Origin of the sequence: Tenacibaculum halocynthiae, assembly GCF_964512825.1 — a bacterium.
Lineage (GTDB): Bacteria > Bacteroidota > Bacteroidia > Flavobacteriales > Flavobacteriaceae > Polaribacter > Polaribacter halocynthiae.
This window is the reverse complement of the sequence record NZ_CAZELG010000017.1, coordinates 15142-40465: the sequence shown is the minus strand read 5'-3', so window position 1 is coordinate 40465 and position 25324 is coordinate 15142. Positions and strand designations below refer to the sequence as shown.

The following is a 25324-nucleotide window of genomic DNA, read 5'->3' as shown; positions in this document are numbered from 1 at the left end:
TTATAATTTGATTTGTTGTTAAAAGTTGAATAAATCTGAATATTGATTATCTTGATTTCCTCTATTATTTTTTAATATTGGTGCATCTAAATCTACACTATGACTATCATTTACCAATATATCTTTTTGGTTTCCTAATATTAAAGAAACTCCTTCTTTTTCCCATTTTTCTAATAATTCCAGTCCCTCTTCTTCAAAAATACCGTTCTGTAAATCAATAGAATCCATGAAATTATTTGACATTTCCATAAAACGCTCCATTTCACCAATTTTCATACTTACATCATCTGCAATTGCTTCCAAAGCTCTATCGAACATTTCTTTTTTATCAGAATTTCCAGCAATAATATCCATAGCTGATTTCATAGCTGAATGGCTTGCTCGTATTGCTTTTCTTTCTTGTTCCTTAACAGTTACCTGATCTTCAATATCTTCTACTAAAATTTCAGAATTTTCATACATTTTGGTTAATACTCTATATAAAATTTCTAATTTTCTATAGAGTTCATCCAATCGTAAATTAGATTCTTTTAAACGACCTGCTTTTCTAGACTTCAAAATCATTATTCCTTTCTTGTCTTTCTGCTTAGCTGCGTTTGCAAGTTTTAAATTACTATTTATACTTTTCTTATTTTCGTTAATAATTTGTTGTAAACGTCTCATCTGTCCTTTTAAAACAGCAATTTGTTTATTCATTTTTTTCAAATTGCTTTTTAAATCGTCTACATAACTTTTTAAAATACCAATTGGATCAATCTGAATAAATATACCAGTTATCCAACGCATAAATGATTTATACATATAGAAAATCAAGTTTCTCATTTTAGGATCTAAGATCATGTAAATAACAGCTCCCAAAACAGCTAATAAAACTCCTAAATACAAAGTATTTTCAACAATAGTTATTAAATATGGAAGTACTTTATACAACCCGTATAAAGCTCCTGCTCCTAATAAACCTGTAAATAACATTCCTGTTTTTCCTTCAGGTCTTTCCCAAAAAGATTTTGGTTTTAAATTTTCCATATTACTTTAAATATTGTTTCATTTTTTCTACATCTTGCTCTAATTGTGTTCTTAGATGGTGATAAGAAAGCTTAAAATCATTTTTAGTCTTATCTATTTTCGCTTTACTCTCATCAACAACCTTTCTTAATTCAGAAATTTGTGCCTGATGTTTTGTTATTTCTTCAGTAAGTTGTTTTATTTTTTGTGATTTTTCTTTAATTATAGCATCAAATTGAACAATCTCTTTTTCTTTGTCTCCAACCTTAGTGGTTAACTGTCCTTCAAAAGCTTTTGTAAAAGAGTTGTTTTCATTATCTAAAACACTAATATAATGTTTTGTTGAATCGATTAACTTACTTAATGTAACTCCCATTGTTGATGCAGTTGCATAAGTTGATCTGTATTTTGTTGCTTCATCCATTGGGATTTTTTCTAAAGCCTTTAATGCTTTTTTAAACTCCAAATAGTCAAATCCTTCTAAATTATTTTTCTCTATAGCTTGTAGTAACTTATCAATAATAGCATTATCAACGGCTCCCTTACTTGTAGGAGGTACATTTACAGTAGTTTTATTTTTTGCAGGTTGTTCTGTCTTTTTTACAGCAGTCTCTTTTCCTTCTTTATTTTCAGGCTCTTTCTTTTCATCTGATGAATCATCTACTATAAATAGTGATTTTAAATTTTTTAGCATAAATAATCAAATTTTAACAAATTTAAAAAAAATAACGAATTATAAGGTATACAAAGGCATTGTTATTACTTAACAAACCTACTCCAACCTATTTTTAACACAATAAGAAGCACTATAAAAACACCTATCAAGTGTATAAAGCTCCCAATAAAAAAGATACCTATAAAAATTCGTTGAATAAAATAGGTAACAATAAATGCTATGAAAATCATAATAAATAACCCTGACAATCTACTAAAACCAGGTATTCGTTGTAACGGGATTGTTTTTTTTATGATTAATAACAATACAATCATAGCTATAATTGGCAAATAATAAGTTACCACTTGAAGAGTTATCAAGTTTTGGCCTAAGAAGAAAAAATTATAAACCACTAAAATTATCGATAACAATCCTGGTATTACAGCTGCATATATTAAAATTGTGTATAAATAATTGATCGGAGCTTTAAAATCCTGTGCCTTAACAAACAGCAACCCACATAAAGAAATAATAAGTAATGTAACGTAGTAATTAATAATTATATTAGATTTATTACTAAGTAAGTTTATAATATCTTGTACAGTCATTTGAAGTAATTTACTTGTGTTTTATAGCTCTATTAAGGTTAAAAAAAATGATTCAGCAATATACTTATAAAAAAATTAGGGAATATTTGTTACTTTTAATCTATGAAAAACGCAATCACACTTCTTGCTTTACTTTTATCAATTTTATCTTTCTCCCAAGAATTAACTGGACTCGAATTACTAGAGAAATCTATTCAATATCATGATCCAAATAATAAATGGAAAACATTTAAGGGCACATTATGGGTGAATATGGTTACTCCTAATTCTCCAATTCGAAATAGTGAAATTACAATTGACCTACCGTCTGATTATTTTTATTTAAAAGCTTTTAAAAATAAAAATACTACAGAGTATTCTATCAACAAAGGTATTTGTAAAATCGAATTTAACAAGAAAATCAACCTCTCAGAAAAAACAAAAAAAGAACACAATCTAAGCTGTAAACGAGCTAATCTTTATAAAAATTATTACACCTACTTATATGGTCTTCCTATGAAACTAAAAGATAAAGGAACTATAATTCACAATAAAACAACGCGAAAAAATTTTAAAGGACAAGACTATATCGTTTTAAAGGTTACTTATGAAAAAGACGTTGGCAAAGATACTTGGTATTTCTATTTTAATCCTACAACGTATTCCATGGAAGTTTATCAGTTTTTTAAAAACACTAAAGATAGTGGTGAGTATATATTATTGTCAGAAGAAGAGATTATTAATGATATTAAAATGCCTAAAAATAGAGCTTGGTATTACAATAAAAACAACAAGTATTTAGGAAGTGATATTTTAGAAAAAAGCAACTCGATTTAAATTAACTATGCCTAATACTAAAACGTTATTTAAAAAAATACTTATTTGGAGGTACAAAAATATTTCTGAACGTCAATTCATTTATATTTTAAGTATTTTAGTTGGTTTTTTAGCAGGAATTGGTACATTAATTCTAAAAAACCTAACCTACTTTTTTCAATATATTTTAGAAGGAAAGTTTATAAAAGATATTCATTATTCTTTATATTTTATCTTTCCAATTATTGGATTATTTTTGGTTTACTACATTAAAAATAAAATTATTAAAAAGGAAATTGGTCATGGCATTTCAACAACTTTACATGCTATCTCAAAGCGTAGTGGAATTATTGAACAATATAAAATGTACGCTTCGCTTATTACAGCACCAATAACTGTTGGCTTCGGTGGTTCTGTTGGTTTACAAGGCCCTTCTGTAAGTACTGGAGCAGCGTTAGGATCTGGAATAGCACAGCTATTTCATATGAATACCAAAACCAGAATGCTATTAATTGGATGTGCAACAGCGGGAGCCGTATCTTCTATGTTTAAAGCCCCAGTTGCCGCTATCATTTTTGCTGTTGAAATTTTTAGTTTAGATTTGGCTTTTGCCTCTCTTGTACCTCTTTTATTAGCTTCAGTTTCAGGAGTTATTGTTTCTTACTTTTTCTTAGGTAAAGATGTTTTACTCGGGTTTAAACTTCAAGATGACTTTTTAATTAACGATATATTTTTCTATATATTATTAGGTTTAGGAACAGGAATTGCTTCTGTTTATTTTTCTAAAATTTACTTTAAAATCACTCATTTTTTTAATCGTTTCAAGAGTGATTTTCACAAATTGATTATTGGTGCTTTTGCTATTGGTTTTATGTTATATTTAATACCACCTTTGTACGGTGAAGGTTATAATATAATTAATAGTTTATTAGAACACAATGCTCAAGAAGCACTTAGTGACCTTCCTTATGAAATTGATTTTAACAACGTTTGGATAGTTGTTCTTTTTTTACTTTTAATAACAGTCTTTAAAGCTATTGCAATGACCACTACTTTTGCTGCTGGTGGAGTAGGAGGAATTTTTATACCTACCTTAGTAATGGGGAGTGCACTAGGTAATGTATTTGCTAAAATTATAAATGAGTTAGGTGGTCAAGTTTCTGAAAGTAACTTTACATTAATTGGAATGAGCGGCCTAATGGCAGGCGTACTACATGCTCCTTTAACTGCTATTTTTTTAATTGCAGAAATTACTGGTGGTTACGATCTTTTTGTCCCTTTAATGCTTGTAGTTGCTATATCTTTCGCCTTAACAAAATACTTCGTTTCAAACTCAATATACACAATAGAACTAGCAAAAAGAGGGGAACTTATTACGCATAATAAAGATAAGAATGTGATGATGATGATGCGTATCGATAAATTAATTGAAAAAAATTTTAAAATAATTCACCCAGAAATGACACTAGGGAAAATGCTAAAAGAAGCCGTTGCAAAATCATCAAGAAACATTTTTCCTGTTTTAGACAATGAACATCGTTTTTTAGGTATTGTTTTATTAGACGATATTCGTCCGTTAATGTTTGAACAAGAAATGTATGACACGCTAACAATTCAAGTACTTATGAAAAGTGCTCCAGCTATTATTTTTCATGATGATAGTATTGAAAAAGTAATGCAGAAATTTAAAGAAAGCGGCGCATGGAATTTACCCGTTATCAAAAACAAAAAATATATTGGTTTTATTTCTAAATCTAAACTACTATCTGCGTACAGAACTAAATTAATTGAACTTACTGTTTAATAGAAAATAACTAAGCAAACAATGTTGCAAAAGCCTCTTCAATCTTCCCTACTAAAACAAGCTTAATATTATGATTTTTTAAAGTGATTTTATTATATTTTGAAGCAACAAAAGTTTTATATCCTAATTTTTCTGCCTCTATAATACGTTGATCAATTTTAGATACTGGTCTAATTTCTCCAGCCAAACCAACTTCAGCCGCAAAACATACGTTCGGATTAATAGCTAAATCTTGATTTGATGATAAAATTGCCGCAACTACTGCCAAATCAATTGCCGGGTCATCTACTTGAATTCCACCAGTTATATTTAAAAATACATCTTTAGCTCCCAATTTAAAGCCAGCTCGTTTTTCTAATACTGCCAAAATCATATTTAAGCGCTTTAAATTATATCCTGTTGTAGAACGTTGTGGCGTTCCATAAACAGCCGTACTCACCAATGCTTGAATTTCTATCATAAGTGGACGAACACCTTCTAATGTAGAAGCTATTGCTGTTCCACTTAAATCAGCATCTTTTTTTGAAATTAATATTTCTGAAGGATTTGAAACTTCTCTCAACCCAGTAGATAACATTTCATAAATTCCTAATTCAGCTGTAGACCCGAAACGGTTTTTTTGCGAACGTAAAATCCTATAAGTATGATTCCTATCACCTTCAAATTGCAATACCACATCTACCATATGTTCAAGAATCTTTGGCCCAGCTATATGCCCTTCTTTATTTATATGACCAATCAATAAAACTGGGGTAGCAGTTTCTTTAGCAAATTTAATTAACTCTGCTGATGTTTCTCGTATTTGTGAAATACTTCCTGGAGAAGCTTCAATAGAATTTGTATGTAATGTTTGAATAGAATCTATTACCAAAACATCGGGTTGTACTTCTTCGATATTTTTAAAAATCTGTTGAGTTTTGGTTTCTGTAAGAATTAAACAGTTAGAATTTTTCATATCTAATCGTTCTGCTCGCATTTTTATTTGCGATTGACTTTCTTCACCTGAAACATACAAAACTTTCTGTGGAATTTGCAACGCAATTTGTAATAACAAAGTAGATTTACCAATTCCTGGTTCACCTCCTAATAACACAACTGCACCTTTTACCAATCCACCTCCTAAAACTGTATCTAACTCTTTATTTTTAGTACCAAAGCGCTCTTCAGGGTTCAACTGTATTTCTTCAACTCGTAATGGCTTTGAAACCCTTCTTTGAGTGTTATCAGTTGTCTTCCAACTTCTTTTCTCTTCTTTTTGCAGTACTTCTTCTACAATTGTATTCCATTGTTTACAAGTATTACATTGCCCGACCCATTGTGCATGTTGGGTTCCACAATTTTGACAGAAAAAAGTAGTTTTGGTTTTGGCCATTCTAGTCCTAAGATTTACCTACAAAGAAAAGAAAACTATTTGTTTTTATTATAAATCGGTAATAGTAAAAATGCCAATCCTCCAAAAACAATAATCATGGCAGTTTGAGCAGTCCACATAATCCACCCAAATGCATTGGCTGGTTCTTCAGGAATACCGAATAAAGCAAAAGCACCTGCTACAGCTATAGGATATAAACCTACACCTCCATTGGTAGCAGCAATACTAAACCCTCCTGCTATAAAACCAATCAGTATAGCTCCAAACGGAACATTTAAACTTTCTATTGCAGGAATCGTAGCCCAAAACATAGCCACATACATTGCCCAAATAAAAACAGTATGAAAAATAAATGCCCACTTATCTTTCATTTTAAAAATACTAGTGGCTCCTTCAACCAAACCAGTAACAAAATTCTTGATTTTTAAACCAATTCCTGAATTTGCTTTTTTAACAAACTGTGAAAAAATTAGAAAACATATTATTAAAACACTAAGTAGTATTACAATTTTTACTGGTGAAAAATTCTTTGTGAGTAATTCATAAATAAAATCAAACTGAACAAACAAAGTAATGCAAATAATTAATAACATCATTATTAGATCAGCTATTCTCTCAGCCACAATAGTTCCAAAACCTTTCTCAAATGGTATTTTTTCATAGTTTGCCATCACTGCAGCCCTAGAAACCTCGCCTGCTCTTGGCACTGCGTAATTCACTAAATAAGCAACCAAAACCGCCATGGTACTATTACCAAAATCAGGTTTATACCCCATTGGCTCTAGTAAAAACTTCCACCTATACGCTCTAGATAAATGGCTTAATATTCCAAAAAACAACCCTAAAGCAATCCACCAATAATTTGCACTTTTAAAATACTCCAATAAAGTATCTATAGACACTTTAGATAATGAATACCAAACTAAAAAACCTCCCAAAACGAGAGGTATTATAACTTTTAATATCTTTTTTAAACCCACTTCTAATTAAGTAAATTAGTTTCTTCATTTGGAAAAACTAATTGCGGTTTGAATTTTTTAGCTTCTTCTAACTCTAAAAAACCATACACAATTAAAATTAACACATCTCCTTTAGCAACTTTTCTTGCAGCTGCACCATTTAGAGTAATCTCACCACTTTTTCTTGGCCCTGGTATTGCATAAGTTTCCAAACGTTCACCATTATTATTATTAACAATCTGAACACGTTCTCCTTCTATAATACCTGCAGCATCCATTAAATCTTCATCAATGGTTATGCTTCCTATATAATTTAAATCAGCACCTGTAACTTTTACACGGTGGATTTTAGATTTTACTACTTGTACTAACATACTACAAAAATAGTTGTTTTTAATGATTAACGATTTGTTTTCTAATGAATTTATTTTAGTCCTACATTATCAATCAACCGAATATCCCCAGCAAAAACAGCTATAAACGCTCTGTATTTCTTCTTCGCCTCGATCTTTTTCGGAGTTTGTAACGTTTTTTCGTCAGCAATAGTGAAATATTCTAACTCTAATAAAGGCTCTTTTTTAAATTGCTTTTTCACCCACTTTGTTAACTCTTCAATATTTTTTGCTCCAAATTTTTTCTTTGCTTTCTTTAAAGTCTTGTATATAAAAGGAGCTATTTCTCGATGTTCTTTAGTTAACCTTGCGTTTCTAGAGCTCATGGCTAAACCATCATTTTCTCTATAAATAGGTCTTCCTTTTATCTTTACAGGAAGATCATATTTTTCTGCAAGTTTTTTAACTATTTGTAATTGTTGAAAATCTTTTTTTCCAAAATAAGCTGTATTTGGCATTACTATTTCAAGAAGAGCTTTTACTATGGTTCCCACACCGTCAAAATGACCTTCTCGAAATTTACCTTCCATTTCATGTTCCAAACCGTCAAAATTGAATTTCTCAGAGCTTATATTGTTATCATAAATCTCTTCCACTGAAGGCACAAATAAAACATCACAGGCTACACTCTCAAGTAATTCCTTGTCATTCTTTAATGTTTGTGGGTATTTTTTCAAATCTTCATTGCTATCAAACTGAGTTGGATTTACAAAAATACTTACCACAACTAAGTCGTTTTTTTCTTTCGCTCTTTTAACAAGTGATAAATGCCCTTGGTGTAAAGCACCCATTGTAGGCACAAATCCAATTGACTTGGCCCTTTCTTTTTGTTCAGCTAAAAACGCTTTTAATTCTAATTTTGTGTTAAATATATTCATTGCCTATTCATTGAAATGCATGCAAAATTAGCAATTTAACATCATTTTAGCATAAAAATTCGTATTTTTGCATCCTCATACAAAGAGTTCGATTTAATGAAGGATAAGAGAATATTATATGTTTCATCTGAGGTGATACCATATTTACCAGAAACAGAATTATCGTCAACTGCATTTAACGTTGCAAAACAAGCACATTCTAAGGGGGTTCAAACACGTATTTTTATGCCTCGTTTTGGGGTAATCAATGAACGAAGACATCAATTACATGAAGTTATTCGTTTATCTGGTATGAACTTAATCATTAATGACATGGATATGCCATTAATTATAAAAGTGGCTTCTATTCCTAAAGAACGAATGCAAGTTTACTTTATTGATAATGATGAGTATTTCAAGCGTAAAGCCGTTTACTCTGATGAAGATGATCAATTATTTAATGATAATGATGAGCGTATGATCTTTTTCGCCAAAGGCGTTATTGAAACTGTAAAAAAATTAAATTGGGCACCTGACATTATTCATGTTCATGGATGGATGGCTTCCTTACTACCATTATATTTAAGAGAATTTTATAAAGAAGAACCATTATTTACTGAAAGTAAGATTGTAACTTCGCTTTATAATAATGGTTTTAAAGGTGAACTAAATAACGAACTTGCAAAAAAAGTTTGTTTTGACAAAATTAATAAAGACAAAACAACCGTATTTGAAACACCTAACCATATTAACATACTAAAAAGTGCTATTGAAAATTCAGATGCAATAGTAAAAGGTAGTGAAACATTACCTAGTGAAATCGAAGACTTTATTGGAAACAATGATACAAAAGTTTTAGAATTTCAATCTGAAGAAAATTTAACAGAAGCATATTTAGAATTTTATAAAGAAAACGTTTTAGAATTAAGCGAATAAGAATGGTTAGAAAAATTGGTATTTTAGGTGTAAGCTTACTTTGTTTAGCTTCTATTATCTCGTGCGAAAAAGATCTTAATGATATTGGTACTGGTATTGTTAAAAACACAAAATTTAATACAAATCAAATTGACTTGGAGCTAGAAATTACTCCAATCGATTTAGAAGTTGACTCTAATGGTAATCCATCTGCTATTAGAGCAGACAACATTAACACACCTGTTTCTGAGTATTGGCTAGGAGTCTATAACAGTAAAGATTATAAAACTGTAGAATCATCATTCATTAGTCAGTTAGGTTTTGTAACCGACCTTAAAACGGCAGATGTTAAACCTGTAGAAAAAGACGGTGATATTGATTCAGTATTTATTTTAGACAAGGTATTATTAAAACTTCCTTATAAATCTACTAGTAAAGGAAAAGAAAGTGACGGAAAACCTAAATTTCAATTAGATTCTGTTCTTGGAGATCCAACTATAGCTACAAGCTTGAAAATTATCCGAAATGGTACATTTTTAAATACTTTTGACCCAACAAATCCATCAAAAAACAACTCTTTTTTATCTAATCATACATATATAGAAGATGAAGTATTAAACGAAGATCCTGGTTTTAGTTTTAAACCAAACCCTGTAGATACTATGTTTATTTTCACAAGATCTTCTAGTACTGGTGTCACCTTTAAAGACACTATAAAATTAAGTAACAAAGCTCCTTTCTTAACAGTTCCTTTAAAAATGAACAGAATGAAAGAACTTTTTTGGGACAAATTTAACGATAGCGAGTTTTCTTCATCACAAGCTTTAAATGAATACTTCAGAGGTATATATACAAAGGCCGAAGGAAATAATGGATCAATGGTTCCATTAAGCTTATTAGGCACTAGTGAGTCAGCAAGTTTAGAGTTTTATTACACAATTACTCGTTTTGAAAAGAAAGAAGGAATTACAAATTCTGTATACAAAGATACTGTTCCAACCAAATTTTCTTTTCCTTTAACTGGTCTTCGTAATGCAAAGTACAAAATGTCACCCGCAACTAATAACATTCCTTCTGATAACTTTGTTATTCAAGGAACTACAGGTTCTATGTCAAAAATTAAAGTTTTAGGTGTTAATTTAGCTAAATTAAAACTCAATGACCCTAACAATACAATTTTGAAACATGAAGCTAAAGACAAAAACAATGATGGTTATTTAGATTTAGAAGAATTAGCTGATATTAAAGACCTTGCTAATGATCAATATGGATTATTAGTTAACGATGCTGTTTTATCTTTTTACATAAACCAAACTGTTAATACAGACAAAAATATTTTACCTCAAAAACTACACCTTTATCTTAATAAAGATAATGGGAATGGAGGTATTACCCCAACTCAAATTTCAGATACCTATAAGGAGTCAAACACTTATGGAGGTAACTTAACTTTATCTGATGATAAACCAGAAAGATACACTTTTAGAATTACTGATTATGTAGCTAGTTTGTTTGACAAATCTTCTACAGATTTCGCACCTCTTGTTTTAAAAGTTTACAACAACCCCACTGATGCTACCGTTAAAAATAGAGCAGTAGATCTTAATGTTGAATCTTACAATTGGAACCCTAGAGGGGTTACTCTTTTAGATGAAAACGAAGCTGCTAACGGAACAAAAAGAGCGGTTTTAAAAATTTCATATTCAGAAAAAAAATAAAGAATTGATATGTGTGGTATAACAGGTTACATAGGCTATAGAGATGCTTATCCAATAGTTATTAATGGTTTAAAAAGACTAGAATATAGAGGGTATGATAGTGCTGGAATTATGATGTATGATGGTGAGAAAATGCATTTATCAAAAACCAAAGGTAAAGTTTCAGACTTAGAGGTAATTACTAATAACGATGACTCTAAAAAAGAAGGAAAAATAGGAATTGGACACACTCGTTGGGCAACTCATGGAGTTCCTAATAATACAAATTCTCACCCTCATTTTTCACAATCTGGAAATTTAGTTATCGTTCATAATGGTATTATTGAAAACTATGATACTATTAAAAAAGAATTAATCTCTCGTGGATATAGCTTTCAAAGCGATACTGATACTGAAGTTTTAGTTAACTTAATTGAAGAAGTTAAGAAAAATGAAGGTTGTAAATTAGGAAAAGCGGTTCAAGTAGCATTAACAAGTGTTATTGGAGCTTACGCTATTGCTGTTTTCGATAAAACAAAACCAAACGAATTAATTGTTGCAAGATTAGGAAGCCCAATAGCAATTGGTGTTGGGAAAGATAATGAAGAGTTTTTTGTTGCTTCTGATGCTTCTCCATTTATTGAATACACCAAAAACGCTATTTATCTAGAAGATGGTGAATTAGCTATTATCAAAAAAGATAAAGGTATTAAAGTTCGTAAAATTGACAACGATAAAGAAGTTGATACCGATATACAAGAACTTCAATTAAACTTAGAGCAAATAGAAAAAGGTGGCTATGACCACTTCATGCTTAAAGAAATTTACGAGCAGCCAAAAGCAATAACAGATACTTATAGAGGTAGAATGTTAGCGAATGAAGGTGTAATTCGTATGGCTGGTATTGATGATAATATTTCTAAGTTCTTAAACGCTGATAGAATTATTATTATAGCTTGTGGTACTTCATGGCATGCTGGATTAGTAGGTGAATATCTTTTTGAAGATATGGCTAGAATACCTGTAGAAGTTGAATATGCTTCAGAATTTAGATACAGAAACCCTATAATTACTCCAAAAGATGTGGTTATTGCAATTTCACAATCAGGAGAAACCGCTGACACTTTAGCCGCTATAAAATTAGCAAAAGCAAAAGGTGCTTTTGTTTTTGGTGTATGTAATGTTGTAGGTTCATCAATTGCTAGAGAAACTCATGCTGGTGCGTATACACACGCAGGGCCAGAAATAGGTGTTGCTTCAACAAAAGCATTCACTACTCAAATCACTGTGCTTTCTTTAATTTCATTAAAATTAGCAAAAGCAAAAGGAACATTATCTACTTCTACTGTTAACAATTACTTACAAACACTACAACAAATCCCATCTCAAGTTGAAAAACTTTTAGAAATTGATCCTGTTGTCAAAGAAATTGCGTCTGTATATAAAGATGCTAAAAACTGTTTATACCTAGGTAGAGGGTTTAATTTCCCTGTTGCTTTAGAAGGTGCTTTAAAGTTAAAAGAGATTTCTTACATTCATGCTGAAGGTTACCCTGCTGCTGAGATGAAACATGGACCTATTGCTTTAATTGATGAAAATATGCCTGTTTTTGTTATAGCAACAAGTAAAGGACACTACGAAAAAGTAGTTAGTAATATTCAAGAAATAAAATCTAGAAGCGGTAAAATTGTAGCTATTGTCACTGAAGGTGATGTAACAGTTAAAGAGATTGCTGATCATGTTATCGAGATTCCAGATACTGAAGAAGCATTTACTCCTTTACTAACCACTATTCCATTTCAATTACTGTCTTATCACATAGCAGTAATGTTAGATAAGAATGTAGATCAACCTAGAAATTTAGCAAAGTCGGTTACTGTAGAGTAGTTCACTTTCATTAAAAAAATAATTAAAAGTCTCAGAATTCTATTTTCTGAGACTTTTTTTATTGAAAGTTAAATACACAGGAAAATGATCTGAAAAACCACCTTCATACCATGGACCAATATATGTTCTAAAGGGACTACCTTTAAATTTACCTTTATAAATCCTCATCCAAGGTTTCTTGAAAATTTTAGCCTTCGAAAAAATTAAGCTACTTTCATCATTATCAAAATTATTTGATATAATTATCTGATCAAATAAGTGCCATTCGTTATAAAAAGTTGAAGTTCCATTATTTTTTTTATGCATAGTATACATAGGGTTGTAAAATTCATTAGTTACAAGATGTTTTTTAACACTCTCACTTGATGGATCATCATTAAAATCTCCCATAATAATAAACTTAGATTCAACTTTTTCTTCACTCTTTATTTCTTCTATAACTTCATGAACTAACTTTGCTGCCTTAATTCTTTTATGTTGAGTTTTATCCTCTCCGTCTCTCCTTGACGGCCAATGATTAACTAAAACATGCACTAAATCACCGTTTAAAACTCCTTTAACCACTAGTAAATCCCTGGTGTAATCATGATTTCTATCAGTATCGCTTAAATGTAATGGATGCGTTTTTGATGATAAAACAGTAAATAAGTCATTCTTATATAGCATTGCAACATCAATACCTCTTTCATCAGGTGAATTGTAATGTATATAACTATAATTATGATTTATAAGATTTTTATGCCTTATTAAATCTTTCAACACTTTAGCATTTTCAACTTCTACTAAACCAATTATAGCTGGAGCATACTTTGATTCTTGAGCACCTAAAAGAGGTAATATTGAGCTAATTTTTTTTATTTTATGTCTATATCTATTTTTATTCCATTTCTTCTTTCCTTTTGGAGTAAAGTCATTATCCATTGTTAATGGATTATCAATGGTATCAAATAAATTTTCAACATTATAAAAAGCAACTGTAAGAGTGTTTTTTCGTTTATTTCTAGACATTTAACCAAAAAAATTTCATCTAATTTACAAAGTAAATATTACAATTAAACATTGTGATAACACAAAGTATTGAAAAATTTTTATTAATTTTTTTTAAAAAAATATCAAATCAATAAAACTATACAACAACAATTTAATTATTAACTATAAATGTAAATAAAAAACAAGCATAACTCAATGTTAAGTAATTGTTATGCAACACTATAAAGAGTATTAAATAACATAAAAAACATTTTTACATAACACAAAAAAAAACTATAAACAACTAATACACAGTATTTTTACACCATAAAATAAACAGAATATTTAACCCTCTATTTATAAAAACCAAGAAAGATGAGAAAATTTGTTTTATTAGTATTTGTTGCTTTGATGAATGTCTCAGCATTTGCAATTAATGAAAATCCAGTAAAAGAAGAAATCAGAACCAACATTGTAAAATTATTAGGAAAAGTAGATTTTACTATTGAGAAAGATGTTAAAACTACTATAGATTTCTTAGTAAACAAAAAAGGTGAAGTAGTTATTTTAGACGTAGATTGTGCTAGTCCAGAAGTTTGTGCTTACATTAAAAGTAAACTAAATTACAAAAGAGTGTATAAAAACATAAAAAAATCAGTACAAATATATAAAATGCCTTTAAAGATCGTTAGAAGTTAATTAATGAAAGTTGTGTATAATTAAAACCTCGCAAAGTCGAGGTTTTTTTATACTTTTTTTATAACGCTAGTTACCACACCCCATATAACAAAATTATTTTCCTTTGTTATTTTAATAACAGGATAGTCAGGATTCTCTGGTTGTAGCCATACATTGACTCCCTCAACTCTTAATCGTTTAACAGTAAATTCACCATCTAAAAAACATACTGCTATTTTGTTATTTGTTGGTTCAATACTTCTATCAATAACCAATAAGTCATTATCATCTAATCCTGCCCCTATCATAGATTGACCACTAACTCTCGCAAAAAAAGTTGCTTCTTTGTTCTTAATTAATTCTTCATCTAAAGAAATACGAGTCTCTTTAAAATCATCAGCGGGCGAAGGAAATCCTGCAGAAATCCCTATATCTATGTACACTGAACCCTCATTTTTCAAGTCTTTAATAGAAAAAAAAGTTAATGCTTTAGATGCTTCCATATTATTTTACTTTAATAATTTGATTAATATTCGTTGTAAACTTTGGAGACAAATGTTCTTGACGCATTTTCCAAGTACGTTTTAAATCTTGACTAGCTAATTTTATTGCATCTGATTTAAACTTTCTATTTACAGTATCTATTACCTTCATTAAAGGTTTATGTTTTGGGTTCTCCATTTCAAAAAAGTTTAATTGAAAATTTTCATCTGGTACTAGACCTGTAACTATAACGCCAGCTCTTTTATAATTTACACCTTTTTTAAAAATTGTCTCAACAGCGTTAACAGCCTCTTTGCTAATTATTAAAGATGAATTTGTTGGATGCGAAAAAACAATTGACTTACTAGCCCGATATCTTTCATTTTCTTTTTCATGTTTATTACTATTTAAAGATACAATAACCATATGACAACATGAATTTTGCTTTCGTAATTTTTCAGAACAAGACATTGCAAAAGTAGCAATACGCTCTTTTATATTGGCCAAATCAGAAAAGGTATATTCAAAACTTCTTGTAGTAGCAATAGCCTTTTTATTTAACACATCCTCTAATTTCAAAACAGATTTACCTCTTAAATCTTGCTGTAACTTCCACTCAGTTATAGAAAAATTTTTTCGCACCCATTCACTATCTAATTCTGCAAAATCTAATGCCTTAAAACAACCTTTCTCTTTTAGCCTTTTTTGAAGACGATAACCTATTCCCCAAACTTTTTCTATAGGCATCCATTTTAAAGCCTTCATCCTTTTCTCTTCAGAATCTATAACATAAACACCATTCGTTTCTTCAGGAAAACTTCTTGCTATTTTATTAGCCACTTTACTCAAAGCTTTTGTAGGAGCTATACCAACACAGGTAGGGATTCCTGTCCACATTGAAATTCTTTGTTTTATTTTTGTCCCATAATCATTGAAATTAACTTTATCAAAACCTTTAAACTCTAAAAAAGCTTCATCAATTGAATATACCTCAATATCTGGCGTAAAATTGGATAAAATATTCATTACACGTTCACTCATATCTCCATACAAAGGATAATTTGAAGACAAAACAGTAACATTATAACTTTTAAATTCCCTTTTAAATTTAAAAGCCGGTGCTCCCATAGGAATAAACTTTTTAGCCTCATCACTGCGTGAAATAACGCACCCGTCATTGTTACTTAACACAACCACAGGTTTATGAAGTAAATTCGGATTAAACACCCGCTCACAAGAAGCATAAAAATTATTACAATCAACTAAAGCAAACATCGTGTAAAGATAAGAAATTCGTACTTTTGCACTCTATGATAGAAACACGTAAGGCCATATCTGAAAAAGCGGTTTTAATTGGTATTATAACCCAACAGCAAAATGATAAACAATCTGAAGAATATTTAGATGAATTAGAATTTTTAACATCTACTGCTGGTGGTGTTACAGTAAAACGTTTTGTTCAAAAACTAGAAAAACCAAATCCTAAAACATTTTTAGGTACTGGAAAATTAGATGATGTAAAAGCATACATAGAAACTCATAATATTGGTACTGCTATTTTTGATGATGAACTTTCTCCTGCACAATTAAGAAATATAGAGAAGATTCTTGATTGTAAAATATTGGATAGAACAAATTTAATTTTAGACATCTTTGCAAACAGGGCACAAACCAGCTCCGCAAAAACTCAAGTAGAACTAGCTCAATATCAATACCTTTTGCCTAGGCTAACAAAAATGTGGACTCACCTTGACAAACAAAAAGGTGGTATTGGAATGCGCGGTCCTGGTGAAACTGAAATAGAAACAGATCGTCGTATAATTAGAGATAAAATTACCCTTTTAAAAAAGAAATTGACCACCATTGATAAACAAATGGCCGTTCAACGAAAAAACAGAGGTAAAATGGTTCGTGTAGCTCTAGTTGGTTATACCAACGTTGGAAAATCAACTTTAATGAATGTTATCAGTAAAAGCGATGTTTTTGCTGAAAATAAATTATTTGCAACACTTGATACAACTGTTAGAAAAGTAGTAATAAAAAACATTCCTTTTTTAATGACTGACACCGTTGGTTTTATAAGAAAGTTACCTACGCAATTAGTAGAGTCGTTTAAATCTACTCTTGACGAAGTTAGAGAAGCTGATTTATTATTACATGTTGTTGATATATCACATCCAAATTTTGAAGATCATATTTCTTCTGTTAATCAAATTTTAGATGAAATTGACAGCGCAGACAAACCTGCTGTTATGGTTTTTAATAAAATTGATGCTTATACACATGAAACAATAGATGATGATGATTTAATTACAGAAAAAACTAAAGCGCATTATACTCTTGAGGATTGGAAAAAAACTTGGATGAATGATTTACAGAAAGAAAGTATTTTTATTTCAGCACTCAATAAAAGTAATTTAGAAGAATTTAAAGAGAAAACATATAATGAAGTTAAAAAGATTCATATTGAACGCTTTCCGTATAACGATTTCTTATACTTAGAGTAGTTTTTTTCTTTTAACTCAACATCATATTATTAACATAAAACACCTGAAATTAGTTTTTTTAATTATTTTTCTATATCTTTAAATTATTATTTTAATATAATATTAACATTTTAAGCCCCCTAAAAATGAAAACGCTCATAAATTTAACACCTTCACAAAAAAAAGAACATCAAAAAAGTAATTTTTTAGTTTTTCAAATACAAACATATAATTATTAAAAAACTTCCTAACTAATAATTAGCAAACTAAAATACCCCCTTTTAGAATTAGTGACTATACACTAAATCTATTTTTTTAGTAAGCAAAATTTATAGGATTTAATTATAAACGTATGAGAAAACTAACCCTATTATTACTAGCCCTACTCGGTTTTCAAGTAGCATTTTCTCAAGAAGTGTGTACTTCAAAATCTGATGTAGAATCCATTAATGAAATTTCTAATGTAACAAAGTGCATAGTTACTGGCACTAACAAAATAGATGGTTCAAAAAAAGCATCTAAAGTTATTGTTGTATCTAATAGAAGTAGACATAAAAGACGTCTATTTGAAAATAAAGAAGTTCATACTGCCAACCAATTACACGCTGCTAATATCAACATCAAAGCAGAAAACAGCAACAACCAATTAAAAATAAACGACTTAAAAAGCAGAATAGCTAAAATAAACAATGCAATAGAAGAGGAAAATTCACGTAGAAAAATATCTTTTGACACTGTTGATCAAATACCACAATTCCAATCTTGTTCAGACAGTTCTTTAAGTATTGTTGATTGTTTTAATCATGAAATGCAAAAACACTTAGTTCAAAACATTGTGTACCCAGAAGACGCAATTAGAAAAAAAATTACTGGTGATATTTGGATAAGCTTTGTAATTACAAACAAAGGAACAATAAAGAATATTATTACTACTGGACCTAAAGACAGCGACTCTTTAGAAAAAGAAGCCATTAGAGTAGTTTCATTATTACCTAAATTTATTCCTGGTAAACAAAATAATAAAGATATCAATGTTACATATACATTTCCTATAAGCTTTAACCTTGATAATTCACTAGATTAAAGTTATTGAATATAATATTAAACAGAAAAGAGTCTAGTTTTTTTAATTAAAAAAACTAGACTCTTTTCTGTTTAATTAGTGAACAAGAGAATAAAAACTCATAATAAAACCTATAACACCCTATTGTAAAACCAACATAAACAACACCTTACCTATTTAGACTTTATACAAATAGCGAAATAAAGTTAAAAAAATAACTTGATTTAATTTTTTTTCATAAATTTGCACCCGCTAAAAACAGCTAACTAACTAACAAGCTACTAACAAGTATATTACAATTTTAAGGTTATTAATTTTTGAACTCCCCTTTTATGAAAAAAACACTTTTACTCGTAGTATTAGTAATGATTTCAGTTTTTAGTACTACAGCTCAAGAGGTCTGCGCATCTCCAGAAGATGAATCATTAGATTTAAATAGTATCACAAAATGTACTATTAAGCCATCTAAAAATTCGAAAGACAAAAAAACTAGACAAATTACAGTTAAAGTTTCAGCAAGAAGACGTTTTCTAAAGAAAAGAGAACCTATAAAAAAGCGTGCAGCTTCTAGTCTTGGAACATTAAACACAGCTGGTGTTAGTAAAATTGAAACTACTCCTAGTATTCAAAATGAAAAAATAAAAACTAAATCAGTTAGTTTAAAAAACAATATCGAAAGCTTAAAAGAAAAGTTATCTAAAGAAGAAGTTAGGAAAGCTTCAAGATTTACTGCTGTTGATAAAATACCTTCTTTTGACACTTGTAATAGTGCAAAAAAAGAAGATAGAATGAATTGTTTTAACACAGAAATGATTAAACATATTCAAAAGTATTTTAGATATCCTAGTGAGGCTGTAAGAGATCAAATTCAAGGTGAAGTTTGGGTTCGTTTTATTATTGACAAAAATGGATATGTAAGAAATATAAAAACTCTAGGGCCTAAAAATGGAGAAATCCTAAATGAAGAAGCTAAAAGAGTTGTAACCAAACTTTCACGTTTTAAACCTGCAAGAAGAGAAGGAGAAAAGGTATCTGTTAAATACGGCTTCCCTATTAACTTTTCTTTAGAAGAATAATTCCCAATCACTTTTATATTATAATTAAAATTAAAAAAAATGTTTAAAAAACAGTTAGCAATGATTGTTTTTACTTTATGCGTTATGGTTAGCTATGCGCAAGTAAAAATTAATGGAGTCGTTTACGATGAGTATTTAGAGCCGTTTTACAATGCTAAAATTACAAATGGTAAAAACTATGCATTATCTAATGAAGATGGAGAGTTTTCTATTACTATTAGTAACAAATTACCTCAAACGATAATTGTTTCTTCTTTTGGCTACAGAACTGAAACAATAGAAATTACTTCATTAGATCAAGAGGTAAACGTAATTCTTAAAGAAAATTTATTATTAGATCAAGTAGTTATTTCTGCTTCTAGAGTTCCGGAAAGAATTATAGAATCACCAGTAACTATTGAAAGATTTGGTCTTAATGATATAAGAAAGAACACTTCAAATTCTTTTTATGATGGTTTAACAAACTTAAAAGGAATTAGCTCAAGAGAAGGTAGTTACGGTTTTAAATCTATTAACACAAGAGGTTTTGCTGATTTTAGCAACTCTCGTTTTGTTCAATTAGTAGATGGAATGGATACAGCTGCTCCTGCATTAAATTTTAGTGCGGGTAACTTATCTGGTGTATCTGAATTAGATATAAAAAGCGTTGAAATTTTACCTGGTGCGGCTTCTGCTTTATATGGAGCAAATGCATATAATGGTATTATGCTTTTAAATACTAAAAGCCCTTTTGATTTTACAGGTATCAACATACTTCTTAAAAGCGGGGTGATGAGTCAAGAAGCTGCAGGAAACAATACATTTTATGATGTTGCAGTAAGAATGGGTTACAAGTTTAGCGAAGCGTTTGCAGCAAAAGTTAACTTCTCATATTTTGAAGCTGAAGAATGGCATGCTAATGACTCTAGAAATAGAGAAGTAGATACAAACAAATTAATTGATGGATCACTTAACTCAACTCCAAACTATGATGGAGTTAATACTTATGGTGATGAATTATTTTATGGTTTATCTAATTTTAATGCATTTTTACAATCTGTTAGACCTGGAAGTCCAACGATACCAGCAGATCTTCTTCTTAGAAGAACTGGGTATGCTGAAAAAGATTTATTAAATAGCTATAAATCTAAAAATTTAAAATTTTCAGGTTCTTTACACTACAGACCTTTTAAAGATGAATCATTAGAAATTCAGTTAGCAACTAGACTAGGTATGGGAGACAATCTTTTCCAAGGAACTAGTAGATTTGCACAACGTAATTACTATATAGGACAATCAAAATTAGAAGTTAAAGGAGATAATTTTTATGTAAGAGGATATTACACAAGAAATGATGCAGGAAATAGTTATGATTTAACTAGAACAGGTATATACCTTACTGAAGCATCTACTCCATTTGGATCATATATCAATGATTATTTCATTCAAAGATACCTTAATAATCAAACTGTTGAAGCTTCAAGAAATTATGCTGACAGAAACAGATTACAGCCTGGCACGACTGCTTTTAATAGTGCTTTTAATAAAATAACAACTACTTTAATAACTGAAGAAGGTGGTAGTGCTATATATGACAAAAGTTCTTATCAACATTTAGAAGGTAACTATAACTTTAGAAGTTTATTAAACGATTGGGCTGATGTTCAAGTTGGTGGATCATTTAGAGAATATAATCCAGAATCAAAAGGTACTATCTTTAATGATAAAGATGAAGCAATAAGCGTTCAAGAATATGGTGTATACACCCAAGTTCAAAAGAAATTAATGGATGAAAGGTTAAAATTAACTGCTTCTCTTCGTTATGATAAATCAGAAAATTTTAAAGGAAATGTTTCTCCTCGTTTTGCAGTGAATTACTCTTTAGGTCAAGATAAAGATCATATCTTAAGAGCATCATTTCAAACTGGTTTCCGTAATCCTACGATACAAGAACAATATTTATTTTTAAACACAGGTGTTAAAACTAATGTTGGTTCTACTGCTGACAACTTAAGAAGAATTCAATATAGAAATGAGAATTTCTTCCCTGGTTTTGGTACTGTTATTACTGAAACAACTGGTAGTGATATTATAAACAATGCTTTATTAACAAGATCTGTTTATGACACAAACTTTATAAATGCGAACGGAAGCTTAATTAAATCTGATTATAAAGAAATTCAAGCTGAAGTTGTTAAAACTTTTGAACTTGGATATAGAAGCATACTACGTTTAAATAACAACACTAATTTAGATATTGATGTTAATGGTTTCTATAGTCAACATGATGATTTTGTGTTTTTTCAAGATGTAGTTGTTCCAAACTATGGAACAGTGATTGCAACTGGTCAATTAGATGCTGATGCTAATTTAGCTTTAAACCAAGGACACGTTCGTGAGTTTTACTTAATTACAAATAGTAAATCACAAGTAAAATCATACGGTTTCGGATTAGGAATGCATACTAAGTTCTTTAGAAATTATGACTTCGGAGTAAACTATAACTTTATTGATTACTCTTTCGAAGATGCTGATTTTGGTTCATTTGAACCTAATTTCAATACTCCAAAACATACAGTAAAAGTTCAGTTAGGTAATGATAAACTTTTCAAAAACTTTGGATTTAACATTAACGGTAGATGGTTAGATAGTCATAAATGGGTTTCACCTTTTGCTAAAGGAGATGTAGAAGCTAGAACTGTTCTTGACGCTCAATTAAACTATAGAATTCCTTCGTTAAAATCTAAATTTAAAATTGGTGGTACTAATATCTTTGGAAAAGAATATTTAGTTGCACCAGGATCTGGGAGAATTGGTAAATTATATTACATTTCTTGGACAATCAATAATTAAATCTCAATATTGTAACAACTTTTAAAAGTTACATATAAATATACTAAAGGTAGCAATTTAATATTGCTACCTTTTTTCATTTTACGAATTCATAAAAAGAGAATAATCAAAATTAAAACATATTTACAACTACTTCTCTTTCTAATTCAAAACATTAAATGCAACTAAGTTTTTTTTGTTTTTATTAACAAAAAATATAGTTAAAATTCTGCATCTTTGTAGTTATGCGAATATATCCTATAGAAACAGGAAATTTTAAACTAGATGGTGGAGCCATGTTTGGTGTTGTTCCTAAATCCATTTGGCAAAAAACCAATCCTGCTGACAGCAAAAACATGATTGATATGAGTTTGCGTTGTATGCTTATTGAGGATGGAGATAGACTTACACTTATTGACACTGGACTTGGAAACAAACAATCAGATAAATTTTTTGGTTACTATTATCTATTTGGAGACTTCTCTTTAGACTCTTCATTAGCTAAATATGGATTTCATAGAGATGATATTACGGATGTTTTTTTAACGCACTTACATTTTGATCATTGTGGTGGTGTTATTCAATGGAACAAAGACAGAACAGGATATATGCCTGCTTTTAAAAATGCTAAAGTTTGGAGTAATGATCGTCATTGGCAATGGGCTACTGAGCCCAACCCAAGAGAAAAAGCTTCCTTCTTAAAAGAAAATATATTGCCAATTGAAAAAAACGGACAGTTAAATTTTGTTCATAGAAACACGAAAGATCAAGTAGGATTTGATGTTGTTTTTGTTGATGGACATACAGAAAAACAAATGCTTCCTAAAATAATGTATCAAGGAAAAACCATTGTTTTTATGGCTGATTTACTTCCTACAGTTGGACATATACCACTTCCTTATGTAATGGGTTATGATACTAGACCATTACTTACAATAAAAGAAAAACAAGTGTTTTTAAACGAAGCAGCAGATAAAGATTTTTATTTGTTTTTAGAGCATGATGCTCATAATGAACTTTGTACTGTACAACATACAGAAAAAGGAGTTCGTTTAAAAGAAACTTATAAATTTATAGACATTTTTAATTAAGACAAAGATTATGAGAGTTTTGAAGCCAGTATTTTATTCGGCAATGGCAATTACAACCTTAGTAGGTTGTTCATCGGTAAGCAAAATGGCTGTACCAACAGGAGCTAATACTGTTATTAATATTCCTGCTAAAAAAGCCCCATTAACAGATTTCCAAAAAGACAATTGGCAACACTTAGATTTAGCTACTGATAGTATTCCTGGAATGAGTGTTGACAAAGCGTATACATTTTTACAAGGAAAAAAAAGTATTGAAGTTATTGTTGGTGTTGTTGACAGTGGTACAGATTTAAAACATGAAGATTTAAAAGATGTAGCATGGGTGAATAAAAAAGAAATTGCGGGTAACGGAATTGATGATGACAAAAATGGATATGTAGATGATATTAATGGATGGAACTTTTTAGGAAAATCATATAAAGAACATTTAGAATATGAACGTATTTTAATGAAACCTTCAGTTGCAGATGCAGCAACATTAGCAGAAGTAAAAGCATATCAAGAAAACAAAGTTAATGAAGCTAAAAAAGCACAAGAAAAATTAATCCAAAATAAAACTAGATATGAACAATTATTACAAGGTGTAAAAAATGCTGACGAAGCATTTAAAAAGCATTTTGGGAGAGACAACTACAGTAAAGAGGAAATTTTCGCTTTAAATGATAATAATTTAAAACAATATGTAGAGATTTCAAAACAAGTATTTGGTTTTGGTTTACCTAATTTAAAAACTGCTAAAGACGAATTAAAAAGAGGTGTTGAGTACTTCATTAAAAGTATAGAAAGTGGTAAAAAGACAATCAACGGAGATAATTTAAAAACAGACTACAGAACTGTTGTTGGTGATAATGCATATGACATTAACGACAAACCAGGTTCGGGTGATGGAAACACAGGTCATTCTAAAAAAGATGAAGCACATGGTTCACATGTGTCTGGAATTATAGGAGCTACTAGAAACAATGGTAAAGGTATGAATGGTGTTGCTAATAATGTTAAAATTATGGCAGTACGTTCAGTATCGGATGGTGATGAGTATGATAAAGATGTTGCTTTAGGTATTCGTTATGCTGTTGATAATGGTGCTAAAGTAATTAACACTAGTTTTGGTAAAGCGTTTTCTCCAAATAAAGAATGGGTATATGATGCTTTAAAATATGCTGCCAAAAAAGATGTGTTAATCGTAAACGCTGCTGGTAATGATGGGGCAAACATTGACATCAAAAAAACATTCCCTAATGATGCTCCAGATTTAGTAAATGAAATTTCCGACAATGTATTAACTATTGGGGCTATGACAGCAAATTATGATGAAAACTTACCAGCTAGTTTTTCTAACTATGGTAAAATAAATGTAGATATTTTTGCTCCAGGTTATAACATACACTCTACTTTCCCAGATAATACATATCAAAAAATAAGCGGAACCTCAATGGCTGCTCCTTGTGCGGCTGGAGTAGCTGCTTTAGTTCGTTCATACTACCCGCAATTATCTGCTAGTCAGGTAAAACATATTTTAATGAACTCAGGTACTAAAATTGACTTAACGGTTACAAAACCAGGTTCAAAATCTAGAACAAATCCAAAAGGAGAATTAGTTCCTTTTTCAAGCTTATCTGTATCAGGTCGTGTAGTTAATGCATATAATGCTTTAAGAATGGCAGACAGAATGGTAAATGGAAGAAAATAATTACCAGAAAATAAGTATATTTGAAAAGAGC

22 protein-coding genes are annotated in these 25324 nt (G+C 30.0%); 12 read left to right on the top strand and 10 right to left on the bottom strand.

Annotation, left to right across the window (positions count from 1 at the left end):
- Positions 1 to 18: 18 nt before the first annotated feature.
- From ACKTTQ_RS06095 to ACKTTQ_RS06085, 3 genes are all read right to left on the bottom strand, one after another.
- Positions 19 to 1026, bottom strand: a complete 1008-nt coding sequence (locus tag ACKTTQ_RS06095; RefSeq protein ID WP_093869378.1) for a PspA/IM30 family protein — start codon at positions 1024 to 1026, stop codon at positions 19 to 21.
- A gap of 1 nt (position 1027) precedes the next feature.
- Entirely contained in the window at positions 1028 to 1699 is a 672-nt protein-coding gene (locus tag ACKTTQ_RS06090) for a hypothetical protein (protein WP_299132382.1), read from the bottom strand.
- Between the two features lie 65 nt (positions 1700 to 1764).
- On the bottom strand, positions 1765 to 2268 hold the full coding sequence (locus tag ACKTTQ_RS06085) for a hypothetical protein (protein WP_408048672.1): 504 nt from the start codon (positions 2266 to 2268) through the stop codon (positions 1765 to 1767).
- Positions 2269 to 2370: 102 nt separating this feature from the next.
- Between ACKTTQ_RS06085 and ACKTTQ_RS06080 the strand changes: the two genes are divergently transcribed.
- Positions 2371 to 3084 carry a DUF6503 family protein gene (locus tag ACKTTQ_RS06080; protein ID WP_093869381.1) on the top strand — a complete coding sequence of 238 codons (714 nt, stop codon included), beginning with the start codon at positions 2371 to 2373 and terminating at the stop codon, positions 3082 to 3084.
- A 7-nt stretch (positions 3085 to 3091) separates the two neighbouring features.
- Positions 3092 to 4867 (top strand): chloride channel protein, encoded by a 1776-nt coding sequence (locus tag ACKTTQ_RS06075; protein WP_408048671.1) that lies wholly within the window; start codon positions 3092 to 3094, stop codon positions 4865 to 4867.
- A 10-nt stretch (positions 4868 to 4877) separates the two neighbouring features.
- Here ACKTTQ_RS06075 and radA read toward each other — a convergent pair whose 3' ends face one another.
- From radA to panC, 4 genes are read right to left on the bottom strand one after another with little or no spacing between them, the layout of a single operon-like run.
- A complete protein-coding gene (gene radA / locus ACKTTQ_RS06070) occupies positions 4878 to 6239 on the bottom strand; it encodes a DNA repair protein RadA (protein WP_093869383.1) in 1362 nt (453 codons plus the stop codon).
- A 35-nt stretch (positions 6240 to 6274) separates the two neighbouring features.
- Complete coding sequence (locus ACKTTQ_RS06065; protein WP_408048670.1) at positions 6275 to 7177, bottom strand: lysylphosphatidylglycerol synthase transmembrane domain-containing protein; 903 nt, start codon at positions 7175 to 7177, stop codon at positions 6275 to 6277.
- A 44-nt stretch (positions 7178 to 7221) separates the two neighbouring features.
- On the bottom strand, positions 7222 to 7572 hold the full coding sequence (panD, locus tag ACKTTQ_RS06060; protein WP_028888691.1) for an aspartate 1-decarboxylase: 351 nt from the start codon (positions 7570 to 7572) through the stop codon (positions 7222 to 7224).
- Between the two features lie 50 nt (positions 7573 to 7622).
- A complete protein-coding gene (panC, locus tag ACKTTQ_RS06055; RefSeq protein ID WP_408048669.1) occupies positions 7623 to 8468 on the bottom strand; it encodes a pantoate--beta-alanine ligase in 846 nt (281 codons plus the stop codon).
- 96 nt (positions 8469 to 8564) lie between these two features.
- Here panC and ACKTTQ_RS06050 point away from each other — a divergent pair, with 96 nt between their 5' ends.
- From ACKTTQ_RS06050 to glmS, 3 genes are read left to right on the top strand one after another with little or no spacing between them, the layout of a single operon-like run.
- Complete coding sequence (locus tag ACKTTQ_RS06050; RefSeq protein WP_113786402.1) at positions 8565 to 9383, top strand: glycogen/starch synthase; 819 nt, start codon at positions 8565 to 8567, stop codon at positions 9381 to 9383.
- 2 nt (positions 9384 to 9385) lie between these two features.
- Complete coding sequence (locus ACKTTQ_RS06045; protein WP_408048668.1) at positions 9386 to 11080, top strand: DUF4270 family protein; 1695 nt, start codon at positions 9386 to 9388, stop codon at positions 11078 to 11080.
- A 9-nt stretch (positions 11081 to 11089) separates the two neighbouring features.
- Positions 11090 to 12946, top strand: a complete 1857-nt coding sequence (gene glmS, locus ACKTTQ_RS06040) for a glutamine--fructose-6-phosphate transaminase (isomerizing) (protein ID WP_408048667.1) — start codon at positions 11090 to 11092, stop codon at positions 12944 to 12946.
- A gap of 39 nt (positions 12947 to 12985) precedes the next feature.
- Here glmS and ACKTTQ_RS06035 read toward each other — a convergent pair whose 3' ends face one another.
- Complete coding sequence (locus ACKTTQ_RS06035; protein WP_408048666.1) at positions 12986 to 13954, bottom strand: endonuclease/exonuclease/phosphatase family protein; 969 nt, start codon at positions 13952 to 13954, stop codon at positions 12986 to 12988.
- Between the two features lie 336 nt (positions 13955 to 14290).
- Between ACKTTQ_RS06035 and ACKTTQ_RS06030 the strand changes: the two genes are divergently transcribed.
- Positions 14291 to 14614 carry a hypothetical protein gene (locus tag ACKTTQ_RS06030; RefSeq protein ID WP_093869390.1) on the top strand — a complete coding sequence of 108 codons (324 nt, stop codon included), beginning with the start codon at positions 14291 to 14293 and terminating at the stop codon, positions 14612 to 14614.
- Positions 14615 to 14661: 47 nt separating this feature from the next.
- Here the strand turns inward: ACKTTQ_RS06030 and ACKTTQ_RS06025 are convergent, their stop codons facing one another.
- Entirely contained in the window at positions 14662 to 15096 is a 435-nt protein-coding gene (locus tag ACKTTQ_RS06025; protein WP_408048665.1) for a LexA family protein, read from the bottom strand.
- 1 nt (position 15097) lies between these two features.
- Positions 15098 to 16351, bottom strand: a complete 1254-nt coding sequence (locus ACKTTQ_RS06020; protein WP_093869392.1) for a Y-family DNA polymerase — start codon at positions 16349 to 16351, stop codon at positions 15098 to 15100.
- A 35-nt stretch (positions 16352 to 16386) separates the two neighbouring features.
- On the opposite strand from ACKTTQ_RS06020, the gene hflX reads away from it, so the two are divergent.
- The 6 genes from hflX to ACKTTQ_RS05990 all read left to right on the top strand — a co-directional run bounded on the left by hflX (position 16387) and on the right by ACKTTQ_RS05990 (position 25293).
- A complete protein-coding gene (hflX, locus tag ACKTTQ_RS06015; protein ID WP_093869393.1) occupies positions 16387 to 17583 on the top strand; it encodes a GTPase HflX in 1197 nt (398 codons plus the stop codon).
- A 331-nt stretch (positions 17584 to 17914) separates the two neighbouring features.
- A complete protein-coding gene (locus ACKTTQ_RS06010) occupies positions 17915 to 18646 on the top strand; it encodes an energy transducer TonB (protein ID WP_093869394.1) in 732 nt (243 codons plus the stop codon).
- A gap of 311 nt (positions 18647 to 18957) precedes the next feature.
- Positions 18958 to 19701 (top strand): energy transducer TonB, encoded by a 744-nt coding sequence (locus ACKTTQ_RS06005; RefSeq protein ID WP_093869395.1) that lies wholly within the window; start codon positions 18958 to 18960, stop codon positions 19699 to 19701.
- A 39-nt stretch (positions 19702 to 19740) separates the two neighbouring features.
- On the top strand, positions 19741 to 22533 hold the full coding sequence (locus tag ACKTTQ_RS06000) for a TonB-dependent receptor (protein WP_408048664.1): 2793 nt from the start codon (positions 19741 to 19743) through the stop codon (positions 22531 to 22533).
- A gap of 224 nt (positions 22534 to 22757) precedes the next feature.
- Positions 22758 to 23603 (top strand): MBL fold metallo-hydrolase, encoded by an 846-nt coding sequence (locus ACKTTQ_RS05995; RefSeq protein WP_093869397.1) that lies wholly within the window; start codon positions 22758 to 22760, stop codon positions 23601 to 23603.
- Positions 23604 to 23613: 10 nt separating this feature from the next.
- The gene (locus ACKTTQ_RS05990; RefSeq protein ID WP_408048663.1) at positions 23614 to 25293 is read left to right on the top strand and encodes a S8 family serine peptidase; all 1680 of its coding nucleotides are present in this window, start codon (positions 23614 to 23616) and stop codon (positions 25291 to 25293) included.
- Positions 25294 to 25324: the final 31 nt, after the last annotated feature.

What these genes read in the sequence shown, in the direction of transcription:
- ACKTTQ_RS06095 (WP_093869378.1), bottom strand. Translation starts at nt 1,026, where the DNA reads ATGGAAAATTTAAAACCAAAATCTTTTTGGGAAAGACCTGAAGGAAAA.
- ACKTTQ_RS06090 (WP_299132382.1), bottom strand. Translation starts at nt 1,699, where the DNA reads ATGCTAAAAAATTTAAAATCACTATTTATAGTAGATGATTCATCAGAT.
- ACKTTQ_RS06085 (WP_408048672.1), bottom strand. Translation starts at nt 2,268, where the DNA reads ATGACTGTACAAGATATTATAAACTTACTTAGTAATAAATCTAATATA.
- ACKTTQ_RS06080 (WP_093869381.1), top strand. Translation starts at nt 2,371, where the DNA reads ATGAAAAACGCAATCACACTTCTTGCTTTACTTTTATCAATTTTATCT.
- ACKTTQ_RS06075 (WP_408048671.1), top strand. Translation starts at nt 3,092, where the DNA reads ATGCCTAATACTAAAACGTTATTTAAAAAAATACTTATTTGGAGGTAC.
- radA (WP_093869383.1), bottom strand. Translation starts at nt 6,239, where the DNA reads ATGGCCAAAACCAAAACTACTTTTTTCTGTCAAAATTGTGGAACCCAA.
- panD (WP_028888691.1), bottom strand. Translation starts at nt 7,572, where the DNA reads ATGTTAGTACAAGTAGTAAAATCTAAAATCCACCGTGTAAAAGTTACA.
- panC (WP_408048669.1), bottom strand. Translation starts at nt 8,468, where the DNA reads ATGAATATATTTAACACAAAATTAGAATTAAAAGCGTTTTTAGCTGAA.
- ACKTTQ_RS06050 (WP_113786402.1), top strand. Translation starts at nt 8,565, where the DNA reads ATGAAGGATAAGAGAATATTATATGTTTCATCTGAGGTGATACCATAT.
- ACKTTQ_RS06045 (WP_408048668.1), top strand. Translation starts at nt 9,386, where the DNA reads ATGGTTAGAAAAATTGGTATTTTAGGTGTAAGCTTACTTTGTTTAGCT.
- glmS (WP_408048667.1), top strand. Translation starts at nt 11,090, where the DNA reads ATGTGTGGTATAACAGGTTACATAGGCTATAGAGATGCTTATCCAATA.
- ACKTTQ_RS06035 (WP_408048666.1), bottom strand. Translation starts at nt 13,954, where the DNA reads ATGTCTAGAAATAAACGAAAAAACACTCTTACAGTTGCTTTTTATAAT.
- ACKTTQ_RS06030 (WP_093869390.1), top strand. Translation starts at nt 14,291, where the DNA reads ATGAGAAAATTTGTTTTATTAGTATTTGTTGCTTTGATGAATGTCTCA.
- ACKTTQ_RS06025 (WP_408048665.1), bottom strand. Translation starts at nt 15,096, where the DNA reads ATGGAAGCATCTAAAGCATTAACTTTTTTTTCTATTAAAGACTTGAAA.
- ACKTTQ_RS06020 (WP_093869392.1), bottom strand. Translation starts at nt 16,351, where the DNA reads ATGTTTGCTTTAGTTGATTGTAATAATTTTTATGCTTCTTGTGAGCGG.
- hflX (WP_093869393.1), top strand. Translation starts at nt 16,387, where the DNA reads ATGATAGAAACACGTAAGGCCATATCTGAAAAAGCGGTTTTAATTGGT.
- ACKTTQ_RS06010 (WP_093869394.1), top strand. Translation starts at nt 17,915, where the DNA reads ATGAGAAAACTAACCCTATTATTACTAGCCCTACTCGGTTTTCAAGTA.
- ACKTTQ_RS06005 (WP_093869395.1), top strand. Translation starts at nt 18,958, where the DNA reads ATGAAAAAAACACTTTTACTCGTAGTATTAGTAATGATTTCAGTTTTT.
- ACKTTQ_RS06000 (WP_408048664.1), top strand. Translation starts at nt 19,741, where the DNA reads ATGTTTAAAAAACAGTTAGCAATGATTGTTTTTACTTTATGCGTTATG.
- ACKTTQ_RS05995 (WP_093869397.1), top strand. Translation starts at nt 22,758, where the DNA reads ATGCGAATATATCCTATAGAAACAGGAAATTTTAAACTAGATGGTGGA.
- ACKTTQ_RS05990 (WP_408048663.1), top strand. Translation starts at nt 23,614, where the DNA reads ATGAGAGTTTTGAAGCCAGTATTTTATTCGGCAATGGCAATTACAACC.